Source organism: Exiguobacterium sp. s133 (assembly GCF_018618595.1).
GTDB classification, from domain to species: Bacteria; Bacillota; Bacilli; order Exiguobacteriales; family Exiguobacteriaceae; genus Exiguobacterium_A; species Exiguobacterium_A oxidotolerans.
The window spans coordinates 75,478-101,532 of sequence record NZ_JACSMK010000003.1 but is presented as its reverse complement, the minus strand read 5'-3'; the positions used below and the strand labels follow the sequence as shown (position 1 = coordinate 101,532).

Genomic DNA, 26,055 nt, shown 5'->3' with positions numbered 1-26,055 from the left:
AAACGTAGCAGAACGATGTCTCAAAAAGAAGATGCTTTTTTTATCCCGCGCTATAAATTCAGTCACATCCGCATGCAAGAATTGCCGTTAAAACGCGTCACGTTTGAAAATCTGACTGCCCGGCAACTGGAGCGGATTCTTCGGACACAACTGTTTACCCGCTTCAGCGGTTCTGTGTTCATGACCGATTACACGACGTTTGAACAGGAAATTACGTCGGATGCGTTGCCTGACTTACATACGCTTCATCAGTCGATGTTGCCACTCGGCTGTTACACGGAAGACGGACTGCAATTTCTCTACAATCCTTACATGCGTTCGTATTGGACGACGGAGCCGGCGGGCGAACTGTTTGAAGAAGCGATGGGAAATAACAAGACTGTGACCGGGGACTTTTATTTCGATCAAGGTGCAGAATTCCTGAGTCCCGATGCGATTGATTTACAAGTGGAAGAAACATACGGAATCGATCCGGAGGCAAACTGGGTGACGATTGATTTGCCATATTCCGTCGATGGTGTGCCGTCCGCCTTACCGCAATTGGTGAAGGAACTGGCGATGCAGGAATTCGTCATCTCGTGCAGCAAAGCGAATCAGCGTCAGTATGAACAGTTCGTCCAAAGTTACGGCGTGTCCTATACACTCATTCCGCGTCCGACCAAACGTTGGTTTCGAAAAGGATACAAGTTGAAGCATCACGATATGGAAATCAATCTTTGTGACGCGTCAGAGCAGATGATTTCTGATTTTCTTCATTTGATTGAGTCGCCGTTTTTTCAGGAGCTGTGTCATTTCAAGAAAACGGTCGCGGGTCGGCGTGTTTTGCTGTTCTTCAACAACATGCGCGTCGAGTTCGAGCAGGCGTTACTGTGTGCAGATGCAAAGAGCGGAACTCAAGCGCCGTCACGCCTGATTAATTCGCGTCATAGCGTCTTTCGGTATTGCTGTCAAAGATACGTTCAAAACAACTCAATCAATCGCTGCATCGTCTCCGAAAACGAACGAACAGGTGTGTAGCCGAGCGTCCTAATTTTATCCGTTGTGTAGAGAGGGCATTCAACCGGTCGGTCCGGCATCTGATAGAGTTTACCGGACGCCTTTATCAGTTGCATCCGAAATTCGGTCTCCGGGATGTTGGCGTCAACCGCATGAAAGATATCTCCCGGTGTTGCGCGCCGGACGGCAAGGTGAACCATTTCCGCCAGATTATCGGCGTGGACCCAGTTGACCACATCATCCGGATGGACCCACGTGACAACTTTTGTTTCCTGCATCCGTTGGACTTGACGGTCGCCCCAGTAAGAGTTTTCTTCGGCGCAGATCGCACCGGGACGCAGGATGATGACGTCAAGCCCGTCAGCCGCATACTGCTGTAAAATCCGTTCGGACCGCACTTTCGTCAAGATGTACGGTGCCGGATGATCGTCGCTCAGTGGCGTCGCTTCCGTTATGAGACCGCCCGCCGGTTCGCCGTAAACGGAAGTCGTCGAGATGTGGAGGAATAAGGCGCGCGCGTCAAGCGTGGCAGCCGCGAGATATTCGACTCCGGTGACGTTCGCTGCTACGGCAAGTTCGATGTCGTCGCCGAGGTAAGCGGCACAGTGGACGACGATGTCGATGTCCTGCATCGCTGTTTCAAGCGACGCGGCGTCCGTCAAGTCACCGAACGCGGGCGTAATCCCAAGTTGTTTGCAACGGTCGGCTTGTCCTTCGCTCCGGACGAGCCCCCGGACTTCGGTTGCTTCTTCTATAAAACGGCGGGCGACCCGTGGGCCAAGTGTTCCGCTGATCCCGGTGACGAGAATCCGTTTTCCTGTAATCTCCATAAGGATGACCTTCTTTCTATCGTTAATTGCCGTGCTCAATCGTTTCGACAAGCGGCTCCTGATCCGTCCGATAGTCAAAACGGATGACGTCATGTTTCTTTAAAACGGATCGGTTGTCCCGCTTGCCATAAATCCGTGTTTTCCGGTCAACCGTGACTTCTGTCAACGCATAGGAGGCGTCCGGGTCCTGTTCGTCCGGTCCTAAAAAGATCTGGTCTCCTTGTATGTCGACGATGACGTAGGCGTCGTCTGCCGAACAGGCACATAGAACGAATGACGTCAGGCAACTAACCAACAAGAACTGGATTTTGTATCTCAAGGATTCCACCTACACTATCTTTAGCTAAGAAATGGCATCACGTTAAATTTTGCTCCGTATGCATAGGACGCTCACTACAGGAGGAGACAGATGAGTCGATTCGTAAAAGGTATGTTATTCGGTTTTGGATTAATTCTCGGAACTACTATAATACTCGGAGTCCTCTTCATCCGGTCGATGCAACCAGACGAGGAGCAAGAAAAAATCGTCAAACGCCAAGCAGAAGCTTATCTGGAACAACATTATAAAGAGGCCGAAGTTGTAGACGTCTACTTTGATAACATGGGCAACCATGTAGCATTTGATTACGCGGCGCAAGTCATCGATCGGAAAACAGGCATTGAGTTTTTAGTCTATCTCGATCAGTCGACAAACAAAGTTGTGGATACCTATTACGTAGAACAGTGGACAGCCGACGTGGTCGCGGTCATCCAGCCGTCAGTTGGAGAGGTGTTCGGGAACGATGCGGATTATCTTGTCCATTTTGCTGAAGAAAGCGTGATAGCGTTAAATCTTCAGCCGGGTGCCGAGGTGGATTATCGTGATACGAAACTTTCACCGACCATCAGTATCACCCTTCACCGCAAGCAACAAACGACTGACAAAAAGCGTTTAAACAACTTGAGTACAACACTGCAGTCAAACAACCACCTCCCGCATGGCACGATTCAAGTCGAATATGTGGATGAAGATGGTGAGGTATTTGAAGGCGGGGAAGAATTGAAAGCAGTGTTTTAAAATGTTACTTCAAAACAGTCCAGGCATCATACGTTTCTGCCTCAATCCCTAACTGTGCCGACCGGATCCAGTCAAAGGCTTTGAGGACGAGCGGTGATGCATTGTCAGGCGTCACGTCCTGTTCCGAGACCCAGACAGCCCCGAGCGAATCTTGTCCGTCGAACTGTTCCGGGACCGTGATGGCACCGCCGATTGCCTTGACGGTGTAGTAGACGGCGATGTGGTGGACGTCGGTGAAATTTCGCCAGAGCCACGGAAGTTTGAAGTCAATCACGCCGATGTTTTGGAGGAGTTCGATTTCGAGACCCGTTTCTTCGCGGAACTCGCGGCGCATCGCATCGGCTAACACTTCACCGTCTTCGAGGCTGCCTCCCGGGAGGTCATAGCGATTGATATACGGACCGCCATTTTTGTTGATGACTAATAATTGATGGTCTTTTACGAGCAGGCCATAGACGCCAAACGCGCGATGCCAGGTGGTTATTGACATATGTAACGACTCCTTTTTCAGTTGATAGTGTGCTGCAAGAGGGTGATTAGGGATTGGAACAGACCTATAAGATAGTCGGTTCCCGAGAACAGGATCCAGACGGCAAGCGGTATTTCAAGACTCATCAATGCCTGCGTCCATCGGTACGTCGCTTGTCTTCTTCGTAAATAACAATCAACCGTAAAGAACAGGACGGCAGCGATCACGCTGAGGAAAGCGATAAGTGGGTTGATGATAAGAAAAACGAGACCAAACGACACATGGAGTATGCCGGAAAGAACGACTTCTTTTGCATTCTTTGTTTGATTACGGTAGATGAATCGACTGAGTGTCTCACTCAAAATCGATGTCGTCCCACCATAAAGGAAGATGACCGGAAAGCTGTACATCAAATAGGCAGGAGTACTGATGATCACGGTCGAGAGGTAGCGCAGGATTGAATAACCGATATCAGCACTCGGATAAGGAACGAACAGCCCGAGTACGATTGCATATAGTGAGCCTGTAAGCGATCCGGCAATGATTTTGCGGTAAAAGACTAGAATCACGTCCATTCCTTGAGGCTATGTGTATTCAAATGAATGAATGTCCGAGTATACTAGCGATATAGGAGGTTGATGCAAATTGAAGAAAAATTATACAGTCATGTTTCTCCTGCTGTATGCTGCCGCCATCACGGGGGGACTTGGACTGAGTAACCTGTTTGACTCCGCGATGTTCGTCGGTACTGGTTTAGGAACCCTCTTCCTGCTGTGTGCACTATTATTTCTCGGAAAAAAGCAAAAGGGACCGAAGACACAGTAATTTCTAGCGTTGTGTCTTTTTTTAGCAGACGGGATGTTTCAATCAGTCATGGAACGGATCTCACAACAGCAACCGGCATGATTGCTAGCTAAATCAATTGCTTTTCGTTTGATAAACATGAATGTTCCTGACTTGAGTGATGATGCAGAACGGTATTCTATATGATTATAATTATAAAATATAGGAAAAGGAAGGAATAATTGGATTTTTTAACGAGGGATAATGTACTAAAAGAAAAAGCGAGATGATGCAGAACGGAGGACACCAGATGTTTGCGAGAATCAAAAATCAACAACAAGATCGCCTGGCGACAAACGTAACGATTACCGGAATGCTCCTTTTTATAGTCACGCAGTGGTTTTTTGTCCTGTACGTGACAATGTTCGTCCTGTACGTGTTCAGTTTCCGGGACACGTCGAAAAATCCGTTGTCTAAAACCATCGCTGTCAATACAATGGGCCTCCTGTTATTATGGCTGCTCGTGTTTTTGTTGCAACAATTCTTGAGATGAAGAAGGGATAACATGAACATACTACTGACGAGCTGTACCGCGAAAGACACAGAAGCACTATATGCCTTTGAAACCGAAAACCGTCTCTACTTCGAACAATCGATTCCTTCACGGGGCGACGCCTATTACTTGCCGGAGACGTTCAAGGAACGGCACGCGGCGCTCCTGCAGGAACAGCAAGACGGCAGTTCGTTCTTTTACCTGATCAAGGACGAAGCCGGAACAATTCTCGGTCGGATCAATCTGGTCGACCGGAACCAAATCGAAAAAACTGCTCAACTCGGCTACCGGATCGGACAAATACATGCGGGAAAAGGAATCGCCAAAGAAGCCGTCCGCTTGCTACTCGAACAATGTCGGGAACACGACACTGATGAAGTCCAGGCCAAAACGACGGATGCAAACATCGCTTCACAAAAAATCTTGGCGCACAACGGATTTGAGCCGATAGACAAGAAAGAAGAAGCGGTGTTAGACGGTCAACGGATACAATTGATGCATTACAGCTGGAGACGGTAAGGTGTTTTTAGCGAATTTTCCCGTTGAGCGGAGTCATTTTTTAGGGGGAGTAAGCGGTCGCTTTCGTTGCAACTGATAAGATGTCCAAAAATAACAGAAAGCCGATGACCCGGCGAGCAAAATGGCGAGCAACAAAAAATAGAGGTCGCTGAATACATAGTTGCCCTCATGGTTGAACAGCAGGAGGGCTAGGGCAATTAGACTGCCGGACAAACCATAGAGAACAGCTGATATGAAAAAAGTGTTCCGACTAGTCGGAAAGAACAAAAGGATTCGTTTCATAAGTAAGTCAACCATAAGTCCTGAAATTAAAATTATTGGAAACGAATAAACGGTGTAGATTAAAAAAAGATCAACGGCTGAAAAATAGACATCTTCGCCGAAATCTTGGAAAAATGCGTAGATGGACAAAATCAGAGTCAACAGACCCGATGTTACGATTGACGTCAGTCCGGCGGCAATCAGTTTGTTGAACATACGAAAACATCCTTTTCTTATGTAGAACGCCGCCCAGTTCGTTCGATTATCCAAGATACGATGAAGTAGAGCATAGCTGATGATCCAGCAATCGTCAGAGAACTCGGAATATCAAAATCACCTTTCGTGAACTGTAAAGTCAGAATTATTCCGATGACGGCACCTGATAGTACATATAAAATATTTGTAAGATAAATGTAAATCGGACAGAAGAAAAACCTTTAAATCCGTTGAAAGATGAATAATTCGCTTGCTGATGTATACAACGTATCGTCTGCTCGTTCCGACATCGGTGTATAGGACCAATATGTCAAGACGCTAGAAACAAAAATTGATGTCAGAACGACAGCAATAATTTTTTGGCATGATGATTTTCCTTTCCTTTTAACGATTTCGAATCGAAAAATAATATTTTGTATTGCTGACGATTAAGATCAAGGTGATCACGAAAATACTGAATAACTGAGAGGTCGACGTCAACAAGGAATAAAAGAGCAGTAAGATGATTCCGACAATCAACATCATGTTAACAACAGAATGTGTTTTATAAAGTCCTTCGAGCATGATATGTTTCTCACCATCATCAGATGCCGCTAGGAGTTTCATTCCGTAATCCGTTTCACTGACGTCAGGAAGGTTCCGTTCCGGATACATCTGCTGAACAAGCGTTTGAAAATGGATTGAACCGACCAATCCGACAACAATCAAAGTGATTCCAATCACAACTAGTGGGAGTTGTTGATGGAGTACTAAATTTACGCTGACTAGAGCAAGACTGATTGGGAGGGTTAAGTTTAAACTCAGCGTACCATCGCTGAACCAGCGATACATTTGTTGGTCTGCCACATCTTCAGCATCACCCGTCAGTGACTGGTTGAGAAGACGTTGAATTTGACGATAACGAATCAGCGAAAACAGAAGTAATCCTACCAGTATCACAAGCAGTAGACCGTTTACGATGAAACTGTAGTGTGAGAAGGCGAGTCCTTCAAGCGGACTATTCATAATCCAATACATTACGAAAAATCCAATGGTGCCACCAACAAGTATCCGTACGATCATTTGTAGAGTTTTTTTCACAGTAATTCCTCCTCGTCGAATTGAAAAATATTCTCGATTGTCGTCTCGAAAACTAGGGCAATTTTAGTAGCGATCAAGAGCGACGGCATGAATTCCTCCCGTTCAATCAAACTAACAGTCTGACGTGAGATGTTGGCGCGTTTTGCCAATTCTGTTTGATTCCATCCATGGCGTGCCCGTAGTTCCTTTAATCTTGATTTCATTTCCTTCACCTCACTTGAATTATAACCAATACTCGTCTTGATGACAATGATATTAGTCAAAAAGACAAAGGGATTAGTCGTTTTTTATTCCTTCTAGAGCAACTATATGCTTGGAAAAGCCATCATGCATGATTACTTGAAGCGTGATCTTTATCAAAATTAGGCGAGAATACGCCCACTTCTAAACGATCCGGGTGAAGCCCTAGTGAAAGTGGGAGATGAATCGCCACCCTCTCTTTCGGGTATATCCTTTGTAAGGATGTGAACATCATGTTGACACACAAGGCCTGCAAATTCAGAACATACCCGACAAAAGAGCAGGAAATCCTGATCGCGAAGACCGTCGGTTGTTCGCGCTTCGTCTTCAACCACTTCTTAGCGAAGCGTAGGTGGAGGTAGTTCAACAATCTATCAAGGATTGGATAAATATGAAGACGTAGGATATTAGAAAGACAGATCATTACAAAAACAAACCCTCACCTTCATGTAAGAAGTTGAGGGTTTCCTAGACCGTCATGAAGACATCTTCTAAAGACATAGCTTCGATGTTGACTTCGTAGACTTTAATACGCGCTGCCGTCAACTGTTCAATCAAGAGTGGAATACCTTCTTCCTCTTTCACTTCTACAACGGCAAAATCTTGTTCATGTTTGATGAACCGGATGTCGTTTATTTTGCAATGCTGTAAAATCGACGTGTCAAGTGACGGACTGGTCCGAAGGTGGACACGAATCGTCTCGTTCGCCACGCGTTTTAGTTGTGCGATTGTCCCGATTTTTGCAATCAAACCATTTGTCATGATGGCGACGGTATCAACAAATCTTTTCGATTTCCGTTAAATTATGCGATGTCAGAAAAATTGTCTTGCCTTGGTCCTTTAACGAGACAATCAGCTGCTGAATTTCGATGGCGGATTCTGGATCAAGACCAGACGTCGGTTCATCGAGGAAAAGGAGTTCCGGGTTGCCGAGTAGAGCTTGGGCAATGCTGATTTTCTTTTTCATTCCGAATGAAAACGATTTAATTTTTTGTTTGGCAACATTCTGCAACCCGACTTGTTCAAGTAATTTTTTTAACTTGGTCGTATTTCTTCTATCACCTTTGAGTGCCGCCATGTACTTCAAAAAATCAAGTGCCTTCATGTGTTGGTAGAGGTTGGACGTATCCGGCATGACACCGATTTTCTGTTTAATCGCATCCATGTGGTGATTCGTTTCCCCTAAAATCGTAAACGAACCACGCGTCGGCTGGGTGATACCGGTCAAGATATGAATGAACGTCGACTTGCCGGCGCCATTTCGTCCTAAAAAACCAAAGATTTCCCCTTGCTTGACGCGGAGTTGAATTCCTTTCAAGACATCCTTTGTCGCATACTGCTTATGTAAGTCACGCACTTCAATTGCTACCATCGTTACAAATCCCTTCTGTTAAACATGAAATATGACGCTGCGAGAAACAGTAAACCAAGTAAAAACGGAACAACGAGATACCCGCCGGATGCGACGACATAATAATACGGTAAGAGATACTTGAAGGACAGCAAATACCAGGTGTTCGAAAAAGCGGCCCAAAACCCGAGGACGGGACAGAGAACACCCAATAGAATACCGACGAACATCGTCATGCCTGGCCGAGTAAGAACTGTCGACAACAAGACGTTTAAGCAAGTGATGAAGAACAGGACTGTGATGACAGTCAGGTAATCAAGAAAAAATGTGGACTTGGCATAGAGTGTTACAACAAAAAAACTGATGGAAATCGAACAAACCCAAAACAAAAATGATCCTAGAAACTTACCGGCGATGATGTTGAAACGGGACGTTTTGCTGACAAGCAGGCGAACCGTTTGATCATCGAGCTCACGATTCACGATGTCATGCGAGACAGCGAAGACGAACAGAAAACCTAAAAAGAAAATTGAAAACTTGATGCTTGATGTATAAGCCGAGTCATTGCCTCCATCTCCTAACAGTTCTGGATGGTTCGCGAGATAAGTGGCAGTCAAAAAGGAGGTTAACGTAAAAAATAGGACGATTGCGACGGACTTAAAACTTTTAAACGTCTGGAAAAATTCATTTCGAATGATTGGAATCATAGCTTGCTCCTTCTAAGTAAGAGTTAGTGGGTGCAGGATGTGATAAAAAATTAAAAATCAGCTCACCTTATTAGTCGTCCGTAATAAAACAGGAAGTTTGCACCAGTGTATTATCAGGTAAGGCAACACCCTGATTTTAGATGGAATAAGTGTACCATAAGCATTATGTATTAGGGATAATTTACCTTTTATCGTTTTGTGATAACTCCTTGCTGTATTTGAAATGGAATATGTTATAGTAAGTAAGTTAAAAAATACCATCTGTCCATGGGGGGGGGAGTAAGGAATGACTGTACGGAAAAATATCGTCTATAATGTCTTATTCAATGAGACGCGGGATCAGCTGTTGATGGTCAAAAACATCGGCCCGTCGTATTCGTACTACACGCTACCGGGCGGGACGGTCGAAGCAGGTGAAACCTTACCGGAAGCAGCGATTCGCGAAGCGAAGGAAGAGACCGGTTTTGACGTCGAAGTCGGAGACCTGTTACACGTCAGTGAAGCGTTTTTCCCGCAAGTCGACGAACACTGCCTGTTCTTCTTTTTCACATCGGAAATCGTCGGTGGTGTCATCGGGACCGTCTTCCCGGATGAAATCGAAGACATCACATGGGTTGCGATTCCGGATGCCGTCCGCTACATGCAACTCGAGCCGGAGTATGAACACATCTTGACGAAACAACGAACGGTGCCGTATATCTTCAATGGACAAATTACACATTAAGACGGGAGTGTACTCGATGCGAATCATCGAAACAACGGACGTCGACGTCCTGGCACGACTCAACCGGTACGTCCATGAGCCGCATGTGCGTCAGCAACCGCATCATTTTAAGCCGTACGACGTTGACGCCGTCCGTGCCTTTTTTACGAAAATCGCCGGGGAAGCGCTGTATCAGTTCCTGGTCCTTGAAGTGGAGGATGAAGCAATCGGTTACGCGTGGATTGAGTACGTCAGACGTGCTGAGAGTGCGTTTAAGTTTGCTGAGGCGAAAGTCCGTGTCCATCACCTCTGTATCATGGATACGAAACAGCAGAACGGCTACGGTCGCCTGTTGCTCGAAGACATTGAACGGCGGGCACGTGAGCAGGGAATACATAAGGTTGAACTGGATTACTGGATGAGCAACGACGGGGTCGAGGTCTTCTACGAGCGAATCGGTTTTGAAAAAACGCGGCAGGTCGTCGCGAAATCGCTTGATTACTAATAGGAAGAAGGATCTAGGAACGGATAATATAGAATTGAATTTTATTTTTGGATTGTTGCGTATTGCGGTACTCGTCATGGCGATTCCGTCAATGGTGTACGCGCTGTATCTGTTACGCAAGATTGCAAATAAATAAGAAACCCTTTGTTTTCGTCAGGGAGACAAGGGGTTTTTCTGTTAAATAGGGGATTTAAGCGAGTAAGTCAACTCAAATCAGGGTATTTTTTTAAAGAGCGACGTGTCAGGAAAGCTTTGGAACTAGGAGGGGTTAGATGATATTTCTATTCATCGGCTATTACGATGCAGAAAAGATGAATCAGTCCTCGCAAGAAGAGCTCGATGCCGTCATGGAACGCTGTAATCCACCACTTGAAGATTTTTTTGAAAAGACGAATGTCTTGTATGAATGGCGTCCGGGGGAAGAGACGAAACATGCCCGGCTCCTTGATGGACAGATTGAACGGCAGGATGGACCGGATACGCGTAAAGCGGAGCAAATCGGCAGCCTGATCCTTTTTGAAGCGGATGATTTGGAGCAGGCCGTCGACTTGGCGCTGCTCCATCCGACGACGCAACTTGCGGAAGCGGAACAGTACGGCTGGCGGATGGAAGTGCGGCCGCTGCTTGATGTCAAGGATGCTTAAGGTCAAATTAGCCACTTGCCGGGTTATATGTAAAAACAAAGCTCGACTTCCCGAAGCACAACGGGAACTCGAGCTTTGTTTTCGTATAGTGGATCATCCGTTTTAGTCATGACCAATCAAACCGAGCAATGTCTTGTGATGCGTCGCGTCACGCGTCAGAAGCGATAATTCACGTTTGACATCGAACCCTGTAATCGGCAATGTCCGGATTTCCGGGGGAAGCCCGTCCTGGAAAATCTCCGGTAAGATGGCAATCCCGAGCTTAGCACGGATGAAACCGAGCACGCTTGACCCGAACTCCATTTCGGAAGCAGCCGTATAAGTGGCACCGCGCTCCTGGAACGCCGCCTTTAAGATGTTCGTCGAGTCGCAGTCGGTCGGTAACGACAGAAACGAAGCAGCCTCAATCTGGTCGAACCGGACGTCGTCGCACCCCGTAAACCGTTCATCTTCACGGTGGAAATAGAGTAAAAACTGTTCCGTATAAAGATGCGTCGACGGATACGGATGGTCGATTTTCCGGTCGTCGAGCAGGACACCGTCGTAATGGTGTTGCTCGAGTCCTGCCATCAATTCGACATACGTATGGGCCGTCTTGATTTTGAGTTCCGGACCGTTTGCCGACGGATGGAGCGCCAAGTGTTGCGGCAAGTAGGACATCGCGACACTCGGCCATGACCCGAGTGTGAACGTAACCTGACCCTGCAATTGGTCGATTTGCCATTGCATGTCGCTCAGTTGCGACAAAATCTGTAAGGCTTGAGCATAAACGATTTCGCCGGCTGGCGTCAAAGCGACCCCCGTCGCCGAGCGGTGAAAGACGTTTGTACCGAGATCGTGTTCTAAATTCTTAATCTGTTTACTGAGTGCCGGTTGTGTCAGATGTAACAGCTCACTCGCTTTCGTCAAACTTTTTGTTTCAGCCGTCATCTGAAATGCTTCCAACCATTCCGTTTTCATTGAAATCCCACGCTTTCTTCGTCGTTCACTGTGATTGACGATACAGCAGAACCGCTCGTGGCGACAATCAATTCGCTCAAATTTATATATTCCTCTTTTGGAATATTCCTTTTTGGGTATATAGAAGATATAGAAGAGGTGACAGCCATGACAGAACCGATGTTACAGATCATCGTCGCCTTAGCAGACGCAAACCGTCTTGCGATCGTCGACTTGTTGAAACGGGGACCGTTGACGGTCGGAGAGATTGCGGAGCGATTGAGTTTAAATCAACCGCAAGTCTCGAAGCACTTGCGGACGCTACATGATGCTGAGATCGTTCAGGTAAAACCGCTCGGTAATCGGCGGATCTATCATTTGCGTCCGGAAACTTTTTTTAAGCTGACGGCGTGGAGCCAATCATTCGAACAACAAGTCGAGGAACGGATGTTACGCCTTGAATCGTATCTTTTAGAGCTGCAGGAAAAACCAACTGAAGGAGTGACGGATGATGACTGAAAAGTTGAAAACGACGCTTGACGGATCAACCTTAATCATGGAGTGGACGTTTGATGCACCGCGTGACCTAGTCTTTTCTGCTTTCACAGAAAAAGATCACCTCGAGGCATGGTGGGGACCAGCCGGCTGGGAGACGGAAATCAAACAGTTCGAGTTCGTCCCGAACGGCATTTGGCATTACTGCATGCGGTGTCTGGATCCGGCACAAGGAGACTTTTACGGGATGGAGTCATGGGGGAAAGCAATCTTCCGGAGTATCGACGCCCCGGTCCGTTATGCCCATGCCGACTATTTTTCGGACGAGGCAGGAACAATTTCTGAAACCTTACCAGGAAGCGAAAATGAGACGACATTCGAAGCGCTTGACGGAAAGACGCGGGTCATCTTCCGGTCTGACTTCGGGTCAGCGGAAGCCGTCCGTCAAGTTCTTGAGATGGGAATGAAAGAAGGGTTCACGTCACAATTAGAACGGCTTGACCACTGGTTAGCTGTCAACGTAAACACATGATAAGTCGAAGAAGGACGATCCTCGAGCGGGATGGTCCTTTTTTTACGGTCGTCACGCTTCGAAATCATGAGCTTCATAATACCGGACGGCTTCCCGCCAACTCGAAAACCGTTCAATCAATAATGTTAATGAAGGCGCATGGTGTTCGCGCGCCCACCGTGCATACGTCTGACTCGTCAAACGATCACCTAATTCGTCCGCGGCTTGCCGTAATCCATTGAGACAGTCTTCGTTCGTAAAACAGCCGTTTGAGGACAAGGCAAACTGTTCCAACGCATTTTTCCACGTCCCGTAATGGCGGATGATCGTATTGCTGCTGACCATGCGACGCTCGGTCTCGCGTAAGTCGGAATAGCGTTTAATCGTCACGCGCGTCCCGTATGTCTCGACGTAATGAGCGATGCTTTGTTCCACCGTCCAGCGCTTTTTTGGTCCTGTTCCTGGTTTTGGTCGGTTCAATGTCGACAGTTCTGCCGGTGTCAGTTGTCCTTCCGTGATGACACCCGCTTCCTGCAATAAATTCGTCCAGGAGTCAAAACGCTGTTCGAGTTCTTCGAGTGGCGGGTAGGGAAGATAGGCAGCGAGCTTTTGATAATGTGCTGCTCTCATCGGCTCTGGGTGAATATGATGGAGTCCTTGAATCAAGCGGATAATTTTTTGATAGTCCGTCAAATCGGGTTGAAGTGCGTGAGTGGTCTTTCGCATAGCGGAGTCTCCCTTAAAGTGGTGAAAAACTTAAATCTAGTGTAGCAGTTCGTCACGGGTTCGTTAACTAACAAAACCGTAAGATAAGGAAATAATTAATCAACGACTACGATAAGCCGATCATCCATATGATTTTGTTCTAGAAAAGAAAAAAGTGTGTTGAAAGCGTTTAATATCTGGAAAATGAACCGATACTAGGGAGGGAACGAATGACTGGGGGAATGGATGATGAAATGGTGGTCAGCGAACCGACAAGGAAACGACTTTGAGAAAGCACGTGCGTCGGTCGCAAGCGAAGTCGAGCTCGAACTCGGGACAGATTTAGTGAAACAACTCCGATTGATTGATTTAACGGTCGAGGATTTACAAAACGTCCGGGTCATCCGTGATGACGTTAAAGACTGGATGCCACAGATGGTCGATGCCTTTTATGCAGAACTCGTCCGTGTGCCGGAACTCAAGCAACTGATTGAACGGCACTCGACACTTGAGCGGTTAAAAGGGACGCTCGCGACGCACATTTTACAAATGTTCGAAGGTAAAGTGACGACAGATTATATTGCGGTACGGCAACGGATTGCCATGCGTCATGTTCAGATCGGCCTACATAATAAGTGGTACATCGCCGCTTTTCAGAATGTATTAAACGTCTTTAGCGGACACGTCGAACGAAGTACTTGGCCGGAGCTCGAAAAGATGAAAATGTTGCGTTCTGTCGGGAAGTTATTCAATCTCGAACAACAAATCGTTTTGACGATGTATGAAGCGACTGTCGACGAGGAACGTCAAGGTGTGCTGGAGACGAAACAACGTGTCGGTGCCGCCGTCCAAAAATCAACCGAGGAACTGGCGGCGATGAGTGAAGAATCGTCAGCGAGTTTCCAGGAGATGGAGCGGCATGCGAACAACGTTTCGATGACGACGGAGAAAATCTCAAGTCAGTTGGCAGAAGCCGTCAAAGAGGCGGAAGATGGTGTCAAGTTGGTCGAAGCAGAGACACAACGCTTCGAAGCCGTCGTCACAGACATGAAGGCGACGACGGAACAGGTCGCCCAGCTCGCCTTCTTGTCGCAAGAAATCGAGCGGATCGCCGCGATGGTAACAGCAATTTCCGATCAGACGAATTTATTGAGTCTGAATGCTTCCATCGAAGCGGCACGCGCCGGCGAGATGGGGCGCGGTTTTACCGTCGTTGCCCAGGAAATCCGCAAGTTAGCGGAAGAAAGCAAACGGTCAGCCGCGGAAGCGTCCGATATCGCGCAGGAAATCACGTCGAAAATGATGACGGTCTCGAGTCAGATGGCGGGAACGGAACAGTCAGTCACGCAGACGACGAATGAAATGGCGCGTGTCGTCTCGGCCTTCACGATGATTTCGAATCAGACGATCCATGTCTCAAAACAACTCGTCGACTTGTCGAGCGATACCCAGGATGTCGCCGGCACAATCGAAGGAATGCGGACCGTCGCAGAATCAATTGCCGAGACGGCGGATGACCTGCAGGAAGTCGCAACGACGTTATGACGGAAGTTGCGAACTAAAAGGCGTAGCTCCCGCTTCGGAACTACGCCTTACGTCTATAAAAGAGTAGCAATCAGGTGACTTCGGTATCGTGCCGGAGTCGCTTTTTTAGTGCGCTTGCATAGGTGTTTCACCACGATGCGGTGCTCAGCGAATCGTTTTTAAGGCCGTCGCCCACGGGATGACCTGGTCAAGCATCTGGTTCACGGAAGTTTCCTGGACGGATGCCGCCTTTAACACAGCTCCATTTTCAAAATCCGTGAACAACGATAAAGCCGGGTGGACCCGGACGTCGGCAACCATCAATTCACCTAAGATGCCGCGCAAATGTTCTGCCGCACGCGCACCGCCGACTGAGCCGTAGGAGACGATCCCTGCCGCTTTGTTATGCCACTCGACCCGGAGGTAATCAAGGGCATTTTTTAAGGAAGCGGAGATTGAGTGGTTGTACTCCTGGGTGATGAAGACAAACCCATCCTGCGCCGCAATTGCTTCAGACCAGGCGGCTGCTCCTGTTGCGTCGCCGTCCTTTTCACCAAGCAGCGGTAATTTGTACTCGGCGATGTCGATGATCGTATAGTTGGCGTCGCCGCGTTGGTCGGCCAGTTGTTTGACCCAGCTGCCTACCTGCGGACTTAAACGGCCTTCCCGTGTTGAGCCTAAGATGATGCCGATGTTTAATTTTGTCATGATCGTTTCCTCCTCTTGAAGTAGTGTTTCCTTCTTAAAGATATTCTTTTTCAATCGTCCGTGTGCTTCGGACGGTATCGATCGGACGGACCATTTGTTCAATCTGTTGCCGTTGGGATTCGAGGAATGGTGGCAAGGATAACTTTTCTCCGACCGTTTCGTACGGCTCATCGCCTAGGAAGCCGGGACCGTCTGTCGCCCATTCGAACAAGACACCGCGGGCGACCCGCGCATAAAGCGATTCGAAGAAGAACCGGTCGACGTAGCCCGATGTGTTGAATTGTAACTGGTGCATCCGCTCAATCCATTCAGTTAAGGCAGCCGTGTCTTCGACGCGGAACGCGACGTGGTGGACGGTGCCGAACCCTTGACGTCCACTCGGCAGTAGCAGGTTATGCTCGACGATGACCTGGGCACCGTTTCCGCCTTGACCCATCTCAAACAGATGCAGGGAACCGGCTTGATCGATTTCCCGCATCAGCATCGCTTTTTCCAAGACGTCTTTTAACCGGTCGAATTCCGCGATCCGGATGTGAATCGGACCTAAACCGGTAATCGCGAATTCTAATGGAACGGGACCGTTTTGCCAAGGTGTTCCGGAGGCGATGCCTTCGTTCAACTCGTCTGAAATCAGCATATACTGCTGGTCATCAAAATCGACGAACGAGAGCGTCTGTTTCCCGAACTGTTCCTTGATGCCGCGATGCTTGACGTCATATTTATCAAACCGTTTAATCCAGTAGTCAAGCGCTGCATCCGTCGGGACGCGAAAAGCAGTTTTAAAGATTTCATTTGTACCGTGTGTTCCTTTTGCAATGCCGGGGAAATCAAAGAATGTCATATCCGTCCCGGCTGACCCTTTATCGTCAGCAAAAAATAGATGATAGGTCTGAATGTCATCCTGGTTGACGGTCTTCTTGACGAGACGCATCCCTAAGACATTTGTGAAGAACGCATAGTTTTTCTCGGCACTGCTTGTGATCGCCGTGACGTGGTGGATTCCTTTTAATTCATTCATGAAAATCGCTCCTTTGATTATTATCTCGAATTCGAGATATCTATTAAAAAAATTAATGGTTTTGTGCCTGATAGCCGACTTTTTTAGCGGTGTTAATCAACGCTTCGATGTCAGACGGTTCAATTCCTTCGAACACCTGATTGATTGTTTTTTCATGTTCCGGAAAAATCGTAGCCATTAATGTCTGACCTTCAGGTGTCAGTTCGACAAATGTCACGCGCCGATCAGTTGGACACGCCTGTCGGACGACGTAATTCTTTTTTTCAAGCTTATTGATGACATAGGTGATGCTGCTGCTCGTAATCAAGACTTTTTTACCGATCAGTTGAATCGGTTGCCTTCCTTTATGGTACAGCAACTCGAGTACGGAAAAATCGGTCGGATTCAAGCCAGACTTGGCTACATCCTTTTTGATGACTTCATGAAGCGCATCGACGGCCCGAACCATGACGGTCAATGCTTTTAAGTTCGGATTCGGCTGTTCCATGTCGTTCACCTCCATTTATCTTTAATTCGAATATCTGTAATTCTAATATCTTTAATTCGAGATAAATATAACATCTATTGATTACGTCGTCAATTAGTTTGATTCTCTGCATGCTGACGATATAAAAAGAGGCATCCTGTAGCGTACAGGGTGCCTTAAAACAATTTGAACTTGCTTTTCCGTGCCTGTCTTCTACCACGTCAGCTCGTTTAAGAAGGTAAGAATCTCTTCATTGATGTCGTTTCTGTCCTGACCTAACGTCATCAAGTGTTTTGATTGGGCAAACCCCTTAATTGATTTTTGATCTGACGCCACGCGGTTAAAAATCTCCTCGGCACTTTCTTTGTACAGGGGCGTGTCTAATTCTCCGTACAGGATGCGAATCGGCGAATCGATTTGCACCAAGTTGTCCCGTGTTTGGTTGACGAGCTGTTCAAAATCGACTAATGAATCAACGGGGAGATGCCGGAGCGCTTCCATTTCTGACTCGATTTGCTGCTCCTCTTTCCCTTCAATCTGTTTATAGCGTCGGGCATAATATAGCAGCCGTTTTTGCAAGGAACCGGCTTTCTTGTACATCGGCACAGACAGTGTTACAACACCGTTGACCTGCAATTCCTGTCCCAGTTTTAACGCAAGGACACCGCCAAGTGAAATACCGACGACGGCGATTTTTTCAAATCCTTTGTCCTGCAACAGTTGATAAGCGTCGAGTGCATCCTGCCACCAGTCGGCTGGTCCATAGGTCAGAAGGTCTTCTGCCGGCAGACTATGACCACTAAGTACCGGGGTGTAACACGAATACTGATTTTGCTGCAAATAACGTCCGAGCAGTTTCATGTCGTTCGGACTACTTGTAAACGAGTGTAAGAGGAGAACGGCGCGTTCACCTCCTTCATAATAGACGGGTTTGAGCGGTGATAGTTTGATGACCATAAGATGCCTCACTTTCTAGGTGTCGATTTGATTTTACGGTAATCCAATCATGATTGCGCAGTACCGGCGAGTGGCGTCTAACAATAGAAAAACCCAAACAGTTCACTTTTTCAAGTGTATCCCATTTGGGCTCTGCGCGGTTTTCATTATAAGGAAAATTTGTTCGTTTGATCTTCCAGGTGACGGGATGTTGTGTTCAAGGTCGCGACAAGCGTATGCAGGCCCGTAATCGTCGCAATCATTTGTTCAGAAGCGGCTGCGACTTCCTCATTGCTTGCCGTATGTCCCTCTGCGACCGTCGCGATTTCGTGCAAGGCACTGCGGATGGTTTGTTCCGACCGGGTGACTTGTGTCATCTGATCGGTCATTTGTGCCATCGACGAGGCGACACTTGTGACATGTTCAGCGAGGTGGCGGAACGAAGCATCCGTCTCTTTAATATCCGTTTGTCCGGACACTGTTTCCTGCAGCGTCAAAGCAAAACTGCTTTCCATCTGCTGCGTGTTTTCCTGGACGCTTTGGACGATTGCCGCGATTTCGTTAACACTGCTTGCGACATGGTTCGACAGTTTTTTGACTTCGGACGCGACGACAGCAAAGCCTTTTCCTTGTTCTCCGGCACGTGCTGCCTCAATCGCGGCGTTCAGTGCAAGCAGATTCGTCTGCGCGGCGATGTCGCGAATGATTGTGACGAGCGCTTGGACTTCCGTCGATTGTCGTTTCAGGTGCTGGATTTGGTCTGTTGAAGCGTGAACTTGTTGATGGATCGTTTCCATCCGACTGACCGACCGTTCCATTTGGGAACGTCCGGCGTCTGTCATGTCACGCATCTCAGCTACCGTCATCTGGACCTGTTCACCTTCCGTCGAAGTCGCCCCGATTAATCGCGAGAATGCATCCATTTCATCCGTCAATGATAACGTGACGTGGGTCTGACTTTCGGTCCCGGTCGCGATTTCGGTCATCGTCTGTGCGATTTGTGTTGAACCGTCGAGGACTTCCGTTGTACTGTCGTCGATCGATTGACTCGTCTCATGGACGAGAAGTGACGTCTGCGAGATGTCGGTGATCATCGTCCGTAACATGTCGTTCATCTGTTTAATCGAGTGGGCGAGCGAATAAATCTCATCATGCGATTTGATTTCGAGCTGGGTCAGTTGTGTATCCGCCTGCCGAAGTTGCCCGGCCGCGATGTTTTCCGAGACGGCTTGGAGCGTCTCGAGCGGTTTCAGCTTCCGTCCGAGCATATAGTACAAGGCAGCTAAGGTGAGTGCAAGTAAAATCAGTAATAAACCGATGAAGAGCGGTAAGTTTTGTTTGAGTAAAGTTGTCGACAGCGCATCGACGTCTTTTGCAGCGATATCGACACCTAATATGCCGATGATTGTGTTCGAGGCATCTTTCAGCGGTACATAGACGCTGACGTATTGTCCGTATTCCGGATCATCAATCACGTCCGTCGTATGGGTCTCACCGTTCAAAACGTGTTTCATGTCCTGCGCGACGGCACCTGTCGCCGGGTCATTAATGGCTGCGGCTTCTGCTTTCGGTAGACCGTCAATCAACAAATTGACTTTATTTTGGTCGATCGTTGCCGTATAGGCATACAGTAAACCGTTTTGCTGACGTAACGTATCAAGTGATTCACGAAGCGTTTCATAATTCTCGGAAGCGGTCGGATTGCTCAAAAATTCAGCGTAGGCAGCCGTGTCGAATGTTTTTGCGATGCGAAGAGCGTCTTGTTCCGCTGTTTTTTTAAGCGTCGAAACCGCTGTTTGGTTCGTGTTGTAATAAAGGGCGGCACTACTAAAGAGGAAAAAAATGATGAGGATGGAGCTGATGATCAGTAACAAACGTGTACGAATGGAATGGGTTCTTGCTTCAGTCATAGATGGACCTCCTGGTGGATTTCTAGTTGGTGATATATATACTATCGGTCTGAAAATTATTTTTTCGATGTTTTAAAATAAAAGTTCAATTTTTTTGAATGGAGAAGTTGTGACGGTTTAAAATGCAGGACGGTCAGGTTTGACAAATCAAAAACAAAGGAATTATAAAAAAGTACATGAATGCTAGACAATAAGGGAGTTGAGACTTATGACAAAAGCTTTATTTTTAAATTGTTCATTAAAATCGTCAGATGAATTATCGAATACGGAAGCCTTAATCAACGAAGTGATTGCTTATTATCAAGACTTTGACATCGCGTCGGAAATCGTTCGCGTCGTCGATTATAACGTCGCCTATGGCGTGACGACTGACGAGGGAGACGGGGACGAGTGGCCGGTAATTTTTGAAAAGGTAAAGGCTGCTGACATCGTCGTCATCGGGACACCACTTTGGCTCGGTGAGAAGAGCAGCATCGCGACGCAAGTCATTGAACGGTTGTATGGCGGCAGCGGGTTAACAAATGAGAAAGGGCAATACATGTATTACAACAAAGTCGGGGGAGTCATCGTCACGGGGAACGAGGACGGGGCGAAGCATGCATCGGCGTCGATTCTTTACGGATTATCACATATCGGCTTTACGATTCCGCCGAACGTCGATACGTACTGGGTTGGCGAAGCGGGACCGGGTCCGTCCTTCATTGAAGCAAATGGAAAAAACAACGCGTTCACGCAAGGGCATGCGAAAGTCATGGCCTACAACTTGATGCATTTCGCGAAGCTGCTGCAAGCTCACCCGATTCCGGCTGAAGGCAACGTCGTTGAATAATCTACTTTCATATTGAAAAACTAAACGATTAAAAGGAGCGGTTGATTGTGATCGAAAAAGTGACAGCAGTCTCAAAAGGGATGCACACGGAAGGTCAGGCAGGGATTCATACGATCCGGATTGATGAACCCGAAAGCATGGGTGGTGGAGATCAAGGCGCGAATCCTCTTGCGACGCTACTCGTCGCCCTCGTCGGTTGTGAAAATGCGGTCGCGAATTTCGTCGCAAAAGAGATTGAGTTTGATTTACAAGGAATCGACTTTGAAGTCGAAGGTTCGATTGACCCGCGCGGCATGATGGGTGACCCGTCTGTCCGGACACAATTCAAGCGGGTCACGGTCCATGCGAAGGTCACGACATCGGAAACGGAAGAACGGGTCCAGGAATTGCAAAAAATCGTCGATGCCCGTTGTCCGATTTCGACGACACTCGTCGCAGCGGACGTCACACTTGTCGCGAATTGGACGAAAGCGTAAAAAACACCTCCGAAATCTAGACCTGTACAAGGCTAAGATTCGGGGGTATTCTTATGACATCTAAGATAAGAGGGGGATAAACAATTGAACTTAACAGTCTTACCAGAAGAATTATCGGTCGTTCGCTATGCGGTTGAAGCCACACTACCAGAATGGATCTTTCAGAGTGGATCATTTTGGAACATCATGAAAACACGTGATGAGCTATCGGTCGTCTGCGAGACATCCAGTATTCCGACAGACGAGACATACTTAAAAATCGAGTCCGGATTTCGGGCAATCAAGGTCGAAGGTCCACTTGATTTTGCATTGACGGGTATTTTATCCAAGCTGATTCGTCCACTTGCAGCACATGAAATCAGTATCTTTGCTTTATCCACATATGATACGGACTATATTCTCGTAAAAGATGTCACGCTCGAGCGAACGGTTGAACTGTTCCGGGCAGATGGCCATCAGATTGTTTGAACTTGTGCTTAAACCTAAAAAACGGTCATTTCTCGAAAAAAGATTCGGGCAATGACCGTTTTTAGTTGGCGTAATTAGTAGGCCGTACTTAAAAAATTAAAATTGATTGAGAAGCTCACTTGCACGATTGGCATCAATCGCGAAGTAGAGCTCTTTTTTGAGCACTTCCTCTTTTTTTAACTGATTCAGAATGAGGCTCGTTGTCTCTCTTGTGGAACCGATCATTTGTGCGATGTCAGTGTGGGTAAGTTTCAAATCGATTGATTGCCACTGTTTGTGTCGCGTGCCCGATTTTTCACTCAGCTTCAGCAACAAATAAACGATTCGGTATTTCACATCATTTAGCGCGAGGTGCTCACTGAAGGAGTAGACATCCTTTAGTCGATGTGACAAGACTTGAATCAATTTCATCGCAATTTTTGGATTACTTTCGATGAATGTTTCGAACTGATCAGTTGGCATGATACAGAGGCACGTATCTGTCATGGCTTCTGCATACATGTCGTCGTCCGTCAACGATAGTGTTGCCGTTTCTCCGAACGTGTTGCCACCAACTAAAACATCAACTGTGAATTGCTTGCCTTGTTTATTCATCCGATACAAACGAACTTGTCCTTCTTTTAGAAAAAATAGTGCGTCTTGCCGTTGATGCGGCGAGAGGATAACGTCGCCCCGTTTCAACTGGACCATTTCACTTGCGTCATTAATAAGTTGCAATTCGTTCGTCGGAAGTTCTTCAAACAAGCTGATTTGCGACAAAAGCTTAAGTTTATCCATGTTATTACTCCTTTTGGTCATCTCTTCATCAAGATGAGGATTGTCTTTTCACTATAACTGGTTTTCATAGATTTTCTAAACAGATAGTTTCGAATCAGCAGCAAACATGAACAGGTAATCGCCGAAAGTGTAAGCTGGCTTACACGCGTAAGCATTCGTCTTGGAGAGAGAAAAGACTGCGTGGTACGGTATGCGTGTGGTAAAGAAACCAACAAAAAAGTGTATGAGGAGAGATTACAAATGGTTGAAAAAATTACAGCAGTATCAAAAGGTATGTATACAGAAGGCGTTTCACACGGTCATAAAGTCATCATCGATGAGCCGGCGAAAATGGGCGGAACAGATGAAGGTGCAAATCCACTTGCAACACTGCTTGTTGCTTTGACAGGTTGCGAAAATGCGATTGCTAACTTCGTCGCAAAAGAAATCAACTTCGATCTGCAAGGAATTGAATTTGAAGTGGAAGGCACGCTGGATCCACGCGGTATGATGGGGGATGCATCAGTTCGTCCCTATTTCGAACGCATCACAGTCAATGCAAAAGTCTTAACAAGCGAATCCGAAGAACGTGTACAAGAACTGCAACACATTGTGGATTCACGTTGCCCAGTCTACACGACTATGGTCGCTGCAAATGTTGAAATGGTGCCAAACTGGACAAAAGCGTAAACGAATAAATGAACTATTCTTAACTGCAGCATCAATATAATATGTAATCTGTCACACGCAACGCGTTCACTTCCGAGTCGTCGGGAAATGGATGCGTTGCGTTTTTTTTTAGAACATATCTTCAAGCGACTGGTAAGGTTCCGTTATTGACTTAATAGAGTCTAATGTCTGGTGTAAATGGCGTTGCAGGGCATCGGTAACAAGATCAACCTGACGGGATTCAATCGCTGTGATGATCTCGAGATGCTCCTTAAGGCTCTTGTTATTTCTTTTACTTTTATAATCAATGACATTGTACATCATTAAATAGACATCGATTTGATCAATGATCCGACTTAAAAATTCAATGACATACCGGTTCTGACTTTTTTCGGCGAGTAGCATATGAAATTTTTTGTTGATGCTCGTATATTCAGTTAAATCTTCATGAGTGTAGGCGTCCAGTTCTTTTTCGATGAGTTGCTTTAAATAGTCAAGATCCTTCTGTTCGACATTCGCGAGACCAAATTTTACGGCGACACCTTCTAATTCAATCCGGAGTTCAAACGCCTGAATGATGTCATTTACGGTCGGTTGAATCACATAAGCTCCGCGATTCGGTTTCAGGACGACGTATCCATCAAGTTCGAGTTTCTTAAAAGCGTTCCGGACGGGCGTCCTGCTTGTCTCAAGTTTCTCGGCGATGACGGATTCAGTAAGTTGCATACCGGGAGCAAATTCCCGATTGAGGATAGCTCGTTTAATTTTTTCAATAATAATCGTTTCGATGGGTTTTACAGTTTTCATGAAAACGTTCCTCCGTCCATTGAATTGTCTCTTATTTTATTTTAGCATTTTTCCCGGTCGATTCTTTCTGAAAAATCGAATGGTTTTTATAACTGAAAAAAGCAATAGACAAAACAGGTTTTATGTAGTAGAACTAAATTGTACTACAATTTAGTTCTACTACAAAGGAGAGCAAAAAAATGCAAAAAAAACATGTACTGCAATTACATGCCGGGCTTTTGATGGTGGCCTTTAATATTCACTTTATCCTAGTACCAAATTCGGTCGCGGCCGGCGGGATTTCAGGGCTTTCCGTTATCATCCACGAATTTCTGCCGAACTTGTCGTTAGGTGTGCTCATGATAGGATTGAACGTTTTTATTTTTTGTATCGGTTTTGCTTTCTTAGGGTTTACTTTCGGTTTTAAAACAGTCTATGCAAGTCTGGTATTATCTTTGTTTGTGTATATGCTCGATTTGTATGCACCAATCCGTCAACCGGTAGGAAATGATTTATTCATCCAGCTAGTATTTGGTTTTTCGATTAATGCATACGGGATGGCATTGATTTTTAGTCATAATGCTTCGACCGGCGGAACAGATATTTTAGCGATGATATTGAATAAATGGAGTGGTGTACGAATCGGAGTAGCCGTACTTTTATTTGATTTAAGCATTGCGCTTGTGTCGAGTATGCTATTTGGAATTGAGAAGGGAATGTATGCTGTATTTGGTGTATTTCTCAATGGGGTCCTGATCGATACTTTGCTACAAAAATTAAAGCAGCATAGTGAAGTTGTCATCATCAGTCATCAATTTGAACATATCCAGTCCTTTATTCTACAGGAATTAAAGGCACCGGCAACGGTTCATGTCGTTAATACTAGTTCTTCGAAGGCGAAGCAACACGTAATCACGGTGCATTTGATGTCACCGGATGTCACGAAATTAAAGCGTTTTGTGTTGGCAACGGACTCCACTGCCTATTTAACGATTACGCAGACCAAGGAAATATACGGAAGTCATGAAGAGAAGGCATTCCAGCGTGCGTGAACGTTCATTAAAAGGAATTCGCTGAAACCGGTTAAAGGGTCTGTCCTTGAAGTGACTGTTGTTTTGACTCGAGCTTTTGTATACTGTTTAATTGGTAGACAATTAAACGGTTAAACGTTGCGGCAGGAGTGGGGTATATGTTGACTTTTAAGGAACGGATTCAAAAGTATGAATATCACCTGAACGATACAGACGATCAGATTATTTCATATATCAACGATCATTTTACGAACGTAACACGCATGTCGATTCAGGCGATTGCGGAAGAATCTTTTACAGTCCCGAATACAATCGTCCGGTTAGCTAAAAAATTAGGCTATGACGGTTTTTCGCACATGAAAAATGCAATCAAGCATGAACTTGAAGCAAATGAAGAAGATGTGCCGGGTGACGTATTAAAAAAGACGAAAGAACTCATCGATGAAGTACATGTCGAGCAAGTTCATCATTTACTCGAACAAGCCCGTCGCGTACTCGTATACGGTATTGGAGACTCTGTCACCTATTGCGAATACTTGGTGCAAGGGTATCGAGTCGTTAATAAAAAATGTGAGTTTTATCTTCACCGTCATACGACAATCACGGAACTAGAAGCGATGACACCGAAGGACTTACTTCTTTTGATATCCGTTTCTGGCGAGAGTGAAGCCGTCATTGAACTGGCAGGGCGGGCAAAAGAGAAAAACATTCCGATTGTCAGTATCACCCACTTTACGCATAACAGCCTCGTGAACTATGCCGATTACCGCCTCTATTTTTATTCGCCCCCTGAACGCTTATTACATCACAACATTACAAACCCGACTCCGATTTTTTACTTGTTGCGTCATCTGTTAGAACAGTATTGGAAAAATCACAAGTGATGTGTATTTATACACATGAAAACCCTTACA

Annotated in this window: 36 protein-coding genes and 1 pseudogene; 18 read left to right on the top strand and 19 right to left on the bottom strand. The window is 46.3% G+C overall.

The window, feature by feature from the left end; all coding sequences use genetic code 11:
- Window positions 1-15 precede the first annotated feature (15 nt).
- Window positions 16-1,017, top strand: a complete 1,002-nt coding sequence (locus KNP96_RS05255) for a hypothetical protein (protein ID WP_214769283.1) — start codon at window positions 16-18, stop codon at window positions 1,015-1,017.
- Here KNP96_RS05255 and KNP96_RS05250 read toward each other — a convergent pair.
- Both KNP96_RS05250 and KNP96_RS05245 read right to left on the bottom strand, forming a co-directional pair.
- Window positions 960-1,826, bottom strand: a complete 867-nt coding sequence (locus KNP96_RS05250; RefSeq protein WP_214769281.1) for an NAD-dependent epimerase/dehydratase family protein — start codon at window positions 1,824-1,826, stop codon at window positions 960-962. The two genes, KNP96_RS05255 and KNP96_RS05250, sit on opposite strands and share 58 nt — an antisense overlap.
- Window positions 1,827-1,848: 22 nt before the next feature.
- On the bottom strand, window positions 1,849-2,145 hold the full coding sequence (locus KNP96_RS05245; protein ID WP_251132564.1) for a hypothetical protein: 297 nt from the start codon (window positions 2,143-2,145) through the stop codon (window positions 1,849-1,851).
- Window positions 2,146-2,235: 90 nt separating this feature from the next.
- Between KNP96_RS05245 and KNP96_RS05240 the strand changes: the two genes are divergently transcribed.
- Complete coding sequence (locus KNP96_RS05240) at window positions 2,236-2,883, top strand: hypothetical protein (RefSeq protein ID WP_214769279.1); 648 nt, start codon at window positions 2,236-2,238, stop codon at window positions 2,881-2,883.
- A gap of 4 nt (window positions 2,884-2,887) precedes the next feature.
- Here the strand turns inward: KNP96_RS05240 and KNP96_RS05235 are convergent, their stop codons facing one another.
- Together KNP96_RS05235 and KNP96_RS05230 are read right to left on the bottom strand one after the other, a co-directional pair.
- On the bottom strand, window positions 2,888-3,373 hold the full coding sequence (locus tag KNP96_RS05235; RefSeq protein ID WP_214769276.1) for an NUDIX hydrolase: 486 nt from the start codon (window positions 3,371-3,373) through the stop codon (window positions 2,888-2,890).
- Between the two features lie 17 nt (window positions 3,374-3,390).
- Window positions 3,391-3,921, bottom strand: a complete 531-nt coding sequence (locus KNP96_RS05230; protein ID WP_251135729.1) for a hypothetical protein — start codon at window positions 3,919-3,921, stop codon at window positions 3,391-3,393.
- A gap of 76 nt (window positions 3,922-3,997) precedes the next feature.
- Between KNP96_RS05230 and KNP96_RS05225 the strand changes: the two genes are divergently transcribed.
- The 3 genes from KNP96_RS05225 to KNP96_RS05215 all read left to right on the top strand — a co-directional run bounded on the left by KNP96_RS05225 (window position 3,998) and on the right by KNP96_RS05215 (window position 5,207).
- Window positions 3,998-4,177, top strand: a complete 180-nt coding sequence (locus KNP96_RS05225; RefSeq protein WP_214769271.1) for a hypothetical protein — start codon at window positions 3,998-4,000, stop codon at window positions 4,175-4,177.
- A gap of 268 nt (window positions 4,178-4,445) precedes the next feature.
- A complete protein-coding gene (locus KNP96_RS05220) occupies window positions 4,446-4,688 on the top strand; it encodes a hypothetical protein (protein ID WP_214769268.1) in 243 nt (80 codons plus the stop codon).
- A 12-nt stretch (window positions 4,689-4,700) separates the two neighbouring features.
- Complete coding sequence (locus tag KNP96_RS05215) at window positions 4,701-5,207, top strand: GNAT family N-acetyltransferase (protein WP_214769265.1); 507 nt, start codon at window positions 4,701-4,703, stop codon at window positions 5,205-5,207.
- A gap of 33 nt (window positions 5,208-5,240) precedes the next feature.
- On the opposite strand, the gene KNP96_RS05210 is transcribed toward KNP96_RS05215, so the two are convergent.
- The 3 genes from KNP96_RS05210 to KNP96_RS05200 form a co-directional block, all read right to left on the bottom strand.
- The gene (locus KNP96_RS05210) at window positions 5,241-5,684 is read right to left on the bottom strand and encodes a hypothetical protein (RefSeq protein ID WP_088837057.1); all 444 of its coding nucleotides are present in this window, start codon (window positions 5,682-5,684) and stop codon (window positions 5,241-5,243) included.
- Between the two features lie 384 nt (window positions 5,685-6,068).
- On the bottom strand, window positions 6,069-6,764 hold the full coding sequence (locus tag KNP96_RS05205) for a DUF3169 family protein (protein ID WP_214769262.1): 696 nt from the start codon (window positions 6,762-6,764) through the stop codon (window positions 6,069-6,071).
- Window positions 6,761-6,967, bottom strand: coding sequence for a helix-turn-helix transcriptional regulator (locus tag KNP96_RS05200; RefSeq protein ID WP_088838481.1), 207 nt, complete (start codon window positions 6,965-6,967; stop codon window positions 6,761-6,763). The genes KNP96_RS05205 and KNP96_RS05200 overlap by 4 nt, the downstream gene beginning before the upstream one ends.
- 270 nt (window positions 6,968-7,237) lie before the next feature.
- Here KNP96_RS05200 and KNP96_RS05195 point away from each other — a divergent pair.
- Window positions 7,238-7,351, top strand: a pseudogene (locus KNP96_RS05195) (helix-turn-helix domain-containing protein); the annotation flags it as partial.
- A gap of 121 nt (window positions 7,352-7,472) precedes the next feature.
- On the opposite strand, the gene KNP96_RS16710 reads toward KNP96_RS05195, so the two are convergent.
- Genes KNP96_RS16710 through KNP96_RS05185 form a run of 3 tightly spaced genes read right to left on the bottom strand, consistent with a single transcriptional unit; the run spans window position 7,473 to window position 9,062 of the window.
- On the bottom strand, window positions 7,473-7,766 hold the full coding sequence (locus KNP96_RS16710) for an ATP-binding protein DrrA1-3 family domain-containing protein (RefSeq protein ID WP_251135728.1): 294 nt from the start codon (window positions 7,764-7,766) through the stop codon (window positions 7,473-7,475).
- A 13-nt stretch (window positions 7,767-7,779) separates the two neighbouring features.
- Entirely contained in the window at window positions 7,780-8,376 is a 597-nt protein-coding gene (locus KNP96_RS05190) for an ABC transporter ATP-binding protein (RefSeq protein WP_251135727.1), read from the bottom strand.
- Between the two features lie 2 nt (window positions 8,377-8,378).
- Complete coding sequence (locus KNP96_RS05185; protein ID WP_088837060.1) at window positions 8,379-9,062, bottom strand: ABC transporter permease subunit; 684 nt, start codon at window positions 9,060-9,062, stop codon at window positions 8,379-8,381.
- 286 nt (window positions 9,063-9,348) lie between these two features.
- Between KNP96_RS05185 and KNP96_RS05180 the strand changes: the two genes are divergently transcribed.
- From KNP96_RS05180 to KNP96_RS05170, 3 genes are all read left to right on the top strand, one after another.
- Window positions 9,349-9,786 carry an NUDIX domain-containing protein gene (locus KNP96_RS05180; RefSeq protein WP_214769257.1) on the top strand — a complete coding sequence of 146 codons (438 nt, stop codon included), beginning with the start codon at window positions 9,349-9,351 and terminating at the stop codon, window positions 9,784-9,786.
- 16 nt (window positions 9,787-9,802) lie between these two features.
- The gene (locus tag KNP96_RS05175; RefSeq protein ID WP_214765988.1) at window positions 9,803-10,270 is read left to right on the top strand and encodes a GNAT family N-acetyltransferase; all 468 of its coding nucleotides are present in this window, start codon (window positions 9,803-9,805) and stop codon (window positions 10,268-10,270) included.
- A gap of 272 nt (window positions 10,271-10,542) precedes the next feature.
- Window positions 10,543-10,914 (top strand): YciI family protein, encoded by a 372-nt coding sequence (locus tag KNP96_RS05170; protein WP_214765990.1) that lies wholly within the window; start codon window positions 10,543-10,545, stop codon window positions 10,912-10,914.
- Between the two features lie 102 nt (window positions 10,915-11,016).
- On the opposite strand, the gene KNP96_RS05165 is transcribed toward KNP96_RS05170, so the two are convergent.
- The gene (locus KNP96_RS05165; protein ID WP_214769254.1) at window positions 11,017-11,874 is read right to left on the bottom strand and encodes a LysR family transcriptional regulator; all 858 of its coding nucleotides are present in this window, start codon (window positions 11,872-11,874) and stop codon (window positions 11,017-11,019) included.
- Window positions 11,875-12,021: 147 nt separating this feature from the next.
- Between KNP96_RS05165 and KNP96_RS05160 the strand changes: the two genes are divergently transcribed.
- Together KNP96_RS05160 and KNP96_RS05155 are read left to right on the top strand one after the other, a co-directional pair.
- On the top strand, window positions 12,022-12,372 hold the full coding sequence (locus KNP96_RS05160) for an ArsR/SmtB family transcription factor (protein ID WP_088837065.1): 351 nt from the start codon (window positions 12,022-12,024) through the stop codon (window positions 12,370-12,372).
- On the top strand, window positions 12,365-12,880 hold the full coding sequence (locus tag KNP96_RS05155; RefSeq protein WP_251131962.1) for an SRPBCC family protein: 516 nt from the start codon (window positions 12,365-12,367) through the stop codon (window positions 12,878-12,880). The genes KNP96_RS05160 and KNP96_RS05155 overlap by 8 nt, the downstream gene beginning before the upstream one ends.
- A 51-nt stretch (window positions 12,881-12,931) precedes the next feature.
- Here the strand turns inward: KNP96_RS05155 and KNP96_RS05150 are convergent, their stop codons facing one another.
- On the bottom strand, window positions 12,932-13,585 hold the full coding sequence (locus tag KNP96_RS05150) for a homing endonuclease associated repeat-containing protein (RefSeq protein WP_088837067.1): 654 nt from the start codon (window positions 13,583-13,585) through the stop codon (window positions 12,932-12,934).
- A 228-nt stretch (window positions 13,586-13,813) separates the two neighbouring features.
- Between KNP96_RS05150 and KNP96_RS05145 the strand changes: the two genes are divergently transcribed.
- The gene (locus KNP96_RS05145) at window positions 13,814-15,109 is read left to right on the top strand and encodes a globin-coupled sensor protein (protein ID WP_088837068.1); all 1,296 of its coding nucleotides are present in this window, start codon (window positions 13,814-13,816) and stop codon (window positions 15,107-15,109) included.
- A 144-nt stretch (window positions 15,110-15,253) separates the two neighbouring features.
- Here the strand turns inward: KNP96_RS05145 and KNP96_RS05140 are convergent, their stop codons facing one another.
- The 5 genes from KNP96_RS05140 to KNP96_RS05120 all read right to left on the bottom strand — a co-directional run bounded on the left by KNP96_RS05140 (window position 15,254) and on the right by KNP96_RS05120 (window position 20,126).
- Window positions 15,254-15,796 (bottom strand): NADPH-dependent FMN reductase, encoded by a 543-nt coding sequence (locus tag KNP96_RS05140; RefSeq protein WP_088837069.1) that lies wholly within the window; start codon window positions 15,794-15,796, stop codon window positions 15,254-15,256.
- 34 nt (window positions 15,797-15,830) lie between these two features.
- Window positions 15,831-16,814, bottom strand: a complete 984-nt coding sequence (locus KNP96_RS05135) for a ring-cleaving dioxygenase (protein ID WP_214769251.1) — start codon at window positions 16,812-16,814, stop codon at window positions 15,831-15,833.
- 52 nt (window positions 16,815-16,866) lie between these two features.
- Complete coding sequence (locus tag KNP96_RS05130) at window positions 16,867-17,301, bottom strand: MarR family winged helix-turn-helix transcriptional regulator (protein ID WP_214769247.1); 435 nt, start codon at window positions 17,299-17,301, stop codon at window positions 16,867-16,869.
- A 192-nt stretch (window positions 17,302-17,493) separates the two neighbouring features.
- Window positions 17,494-18,237 (bottom strand): alpha/beta hydrolase, encoded by a 744-nt coding sequence (locus KNP96_RS05125; RefSeq protein WP_251135726.1) that lies wholly within the window; start codon window positions 18,235-18,237, stop codon window positions 17,494-17,496.
- A gap of 146 nt (window positions 18,238-18,383) precedes the next feature.
- A complete protein-coding gene (locus KNP96_RS05120; protein ID WP_214769244.1) occupies window positions 18,384-20,126 on the bottom strand; it encodes a methyl-accepting chemotaxis protein in 1,743 nt (580 codons plus the stop codon).
- A 208-nt stretch (window positions 20,127-20,334) separates the two neighbouring features.
- Between KNP96_RS05120 and KNP96_RS05115 the strand changes: the two genes are divergently transcribed.
- The 3 genes from KNP96_RS05115 to KNP96_RS05105 all read left to right on the top strand — a co-directional run bounded on the left by KNP96_RS05115 (window position 20,335) and on the right by KNP96_RS05105 (window position 21,899).
- On the top strand, window positions 20,335-20,955 hold the full coding sequence (locus tag KNP96_RS05115; RefSeq protein ID WP_214769242.1) for a flavodoxin family protein: 621 nt from the start codon (window positions 20,335-20,337) through the stop codon (window positions 20,953-20,955).
- A gap of 80 nt (window positions 20,956-21,035) precedes the next feature.
- A complete protein-coding gene (locus KNP96_RS05110) occupies window positions 21,036-21,431 on the top strand; it encodes an OsmC family protein (RefSeq protein ID WP_088838483.1) in 396 nt (131 codons plus the stop codon).
- Window positions 21,432-21,515: 84 nt separating this feature from the next.
- Complete coding sequence (locus tag KNP96_RS05105; protein ID WP_157898478.1) at window positions 21,516-21,899, top strand: ACT domain-containing protein; 384 nt, start codon at window positions 21,516-21,518, stop codon at window positions 21,897-21,899.
- 96 nt (window positions 21,900-21,995) lie between these two features.
- On the opposite strand, the gene KNP96_RS05100 is transcribed toward KNP96_RS05105, so the two are convergent.
- Window positions 21,996-22,676, bottom strand: a complete 681-nt coding sequence (locus KNP96_RS05100; protein WP_214769238.1) for a Crp/Fnr family transcriptional regulator — start codon at window positions 22,674-22,676, stop codon at window positions 21,996-21,998.
- Between the two features lie 240 nt (window positions 22,677-22,916).
- On the opposite strand from KNP96_RS05100, the gene KNP96_RS05095 reads away from it, so the two are divergent.
- Window positions 22,917-23,345 (top strand): OsmC family protein, encoded by a 429-nt coding sequence (locus KNP96_RS05095; RefSeq protein WP_088837075.1) that lies wholly within the window; start codon window positions 22,917-22,919, stop codon window positions 23,343-23,345.
- Window positions 23,346-23,453: 108 nt separating this feature from the next.
- Here the strand turns inward: KNP96_RS05095 and KNP96_RS05090 are convergent, their stop codons facing one another.
- Complete coding sequence (locus KNP96_RS05090; RefSeq protein ID WP_214766005.1) at window positions 23,454-24,131, bottom strand: GntR family transcriptional regulator; 678 nt, start codon at window positions 24,129-24,131, stop codon at window positions 23,454-23,456.
- A gap of 179 nt (window positions 24,132-24,310) precedes the next feature.
- Here KNP96_RS05090 and KNP96_RS05085 point away from each other — a divergent pair, with 179 nt between their 5' ends.
- Both KNP96_RS05085 and KNP96_RS05080 read left to right on the top strand, forming a co-directional pair.
- On the top strand, window positions 24,311-25,162 hold the full coding sequence (locus KNP96_RS05085) for a YitT family protein (protein ID WP_214766007.1): 852 nt from the start codon (window positions 24,311-24,313) through the stop codon (window positions 25,160-25,162).
- A gap of 137 nt (window positions 25,163-25,299) precedes the next feature.
- Complete coding sequence (locus tag KNP96_RS05080) at window positions 25,300-26,025, top strand: MurR/RpiR family transcriptional regulator (RefSeq protein WP_088837078.1); 726 nt, start codon at window positions 25,300-25,302, stop codon at window positions 26,023-26,025.
- Window positions 26,026-26,055 lie beyond the last annotated feature (30 nt).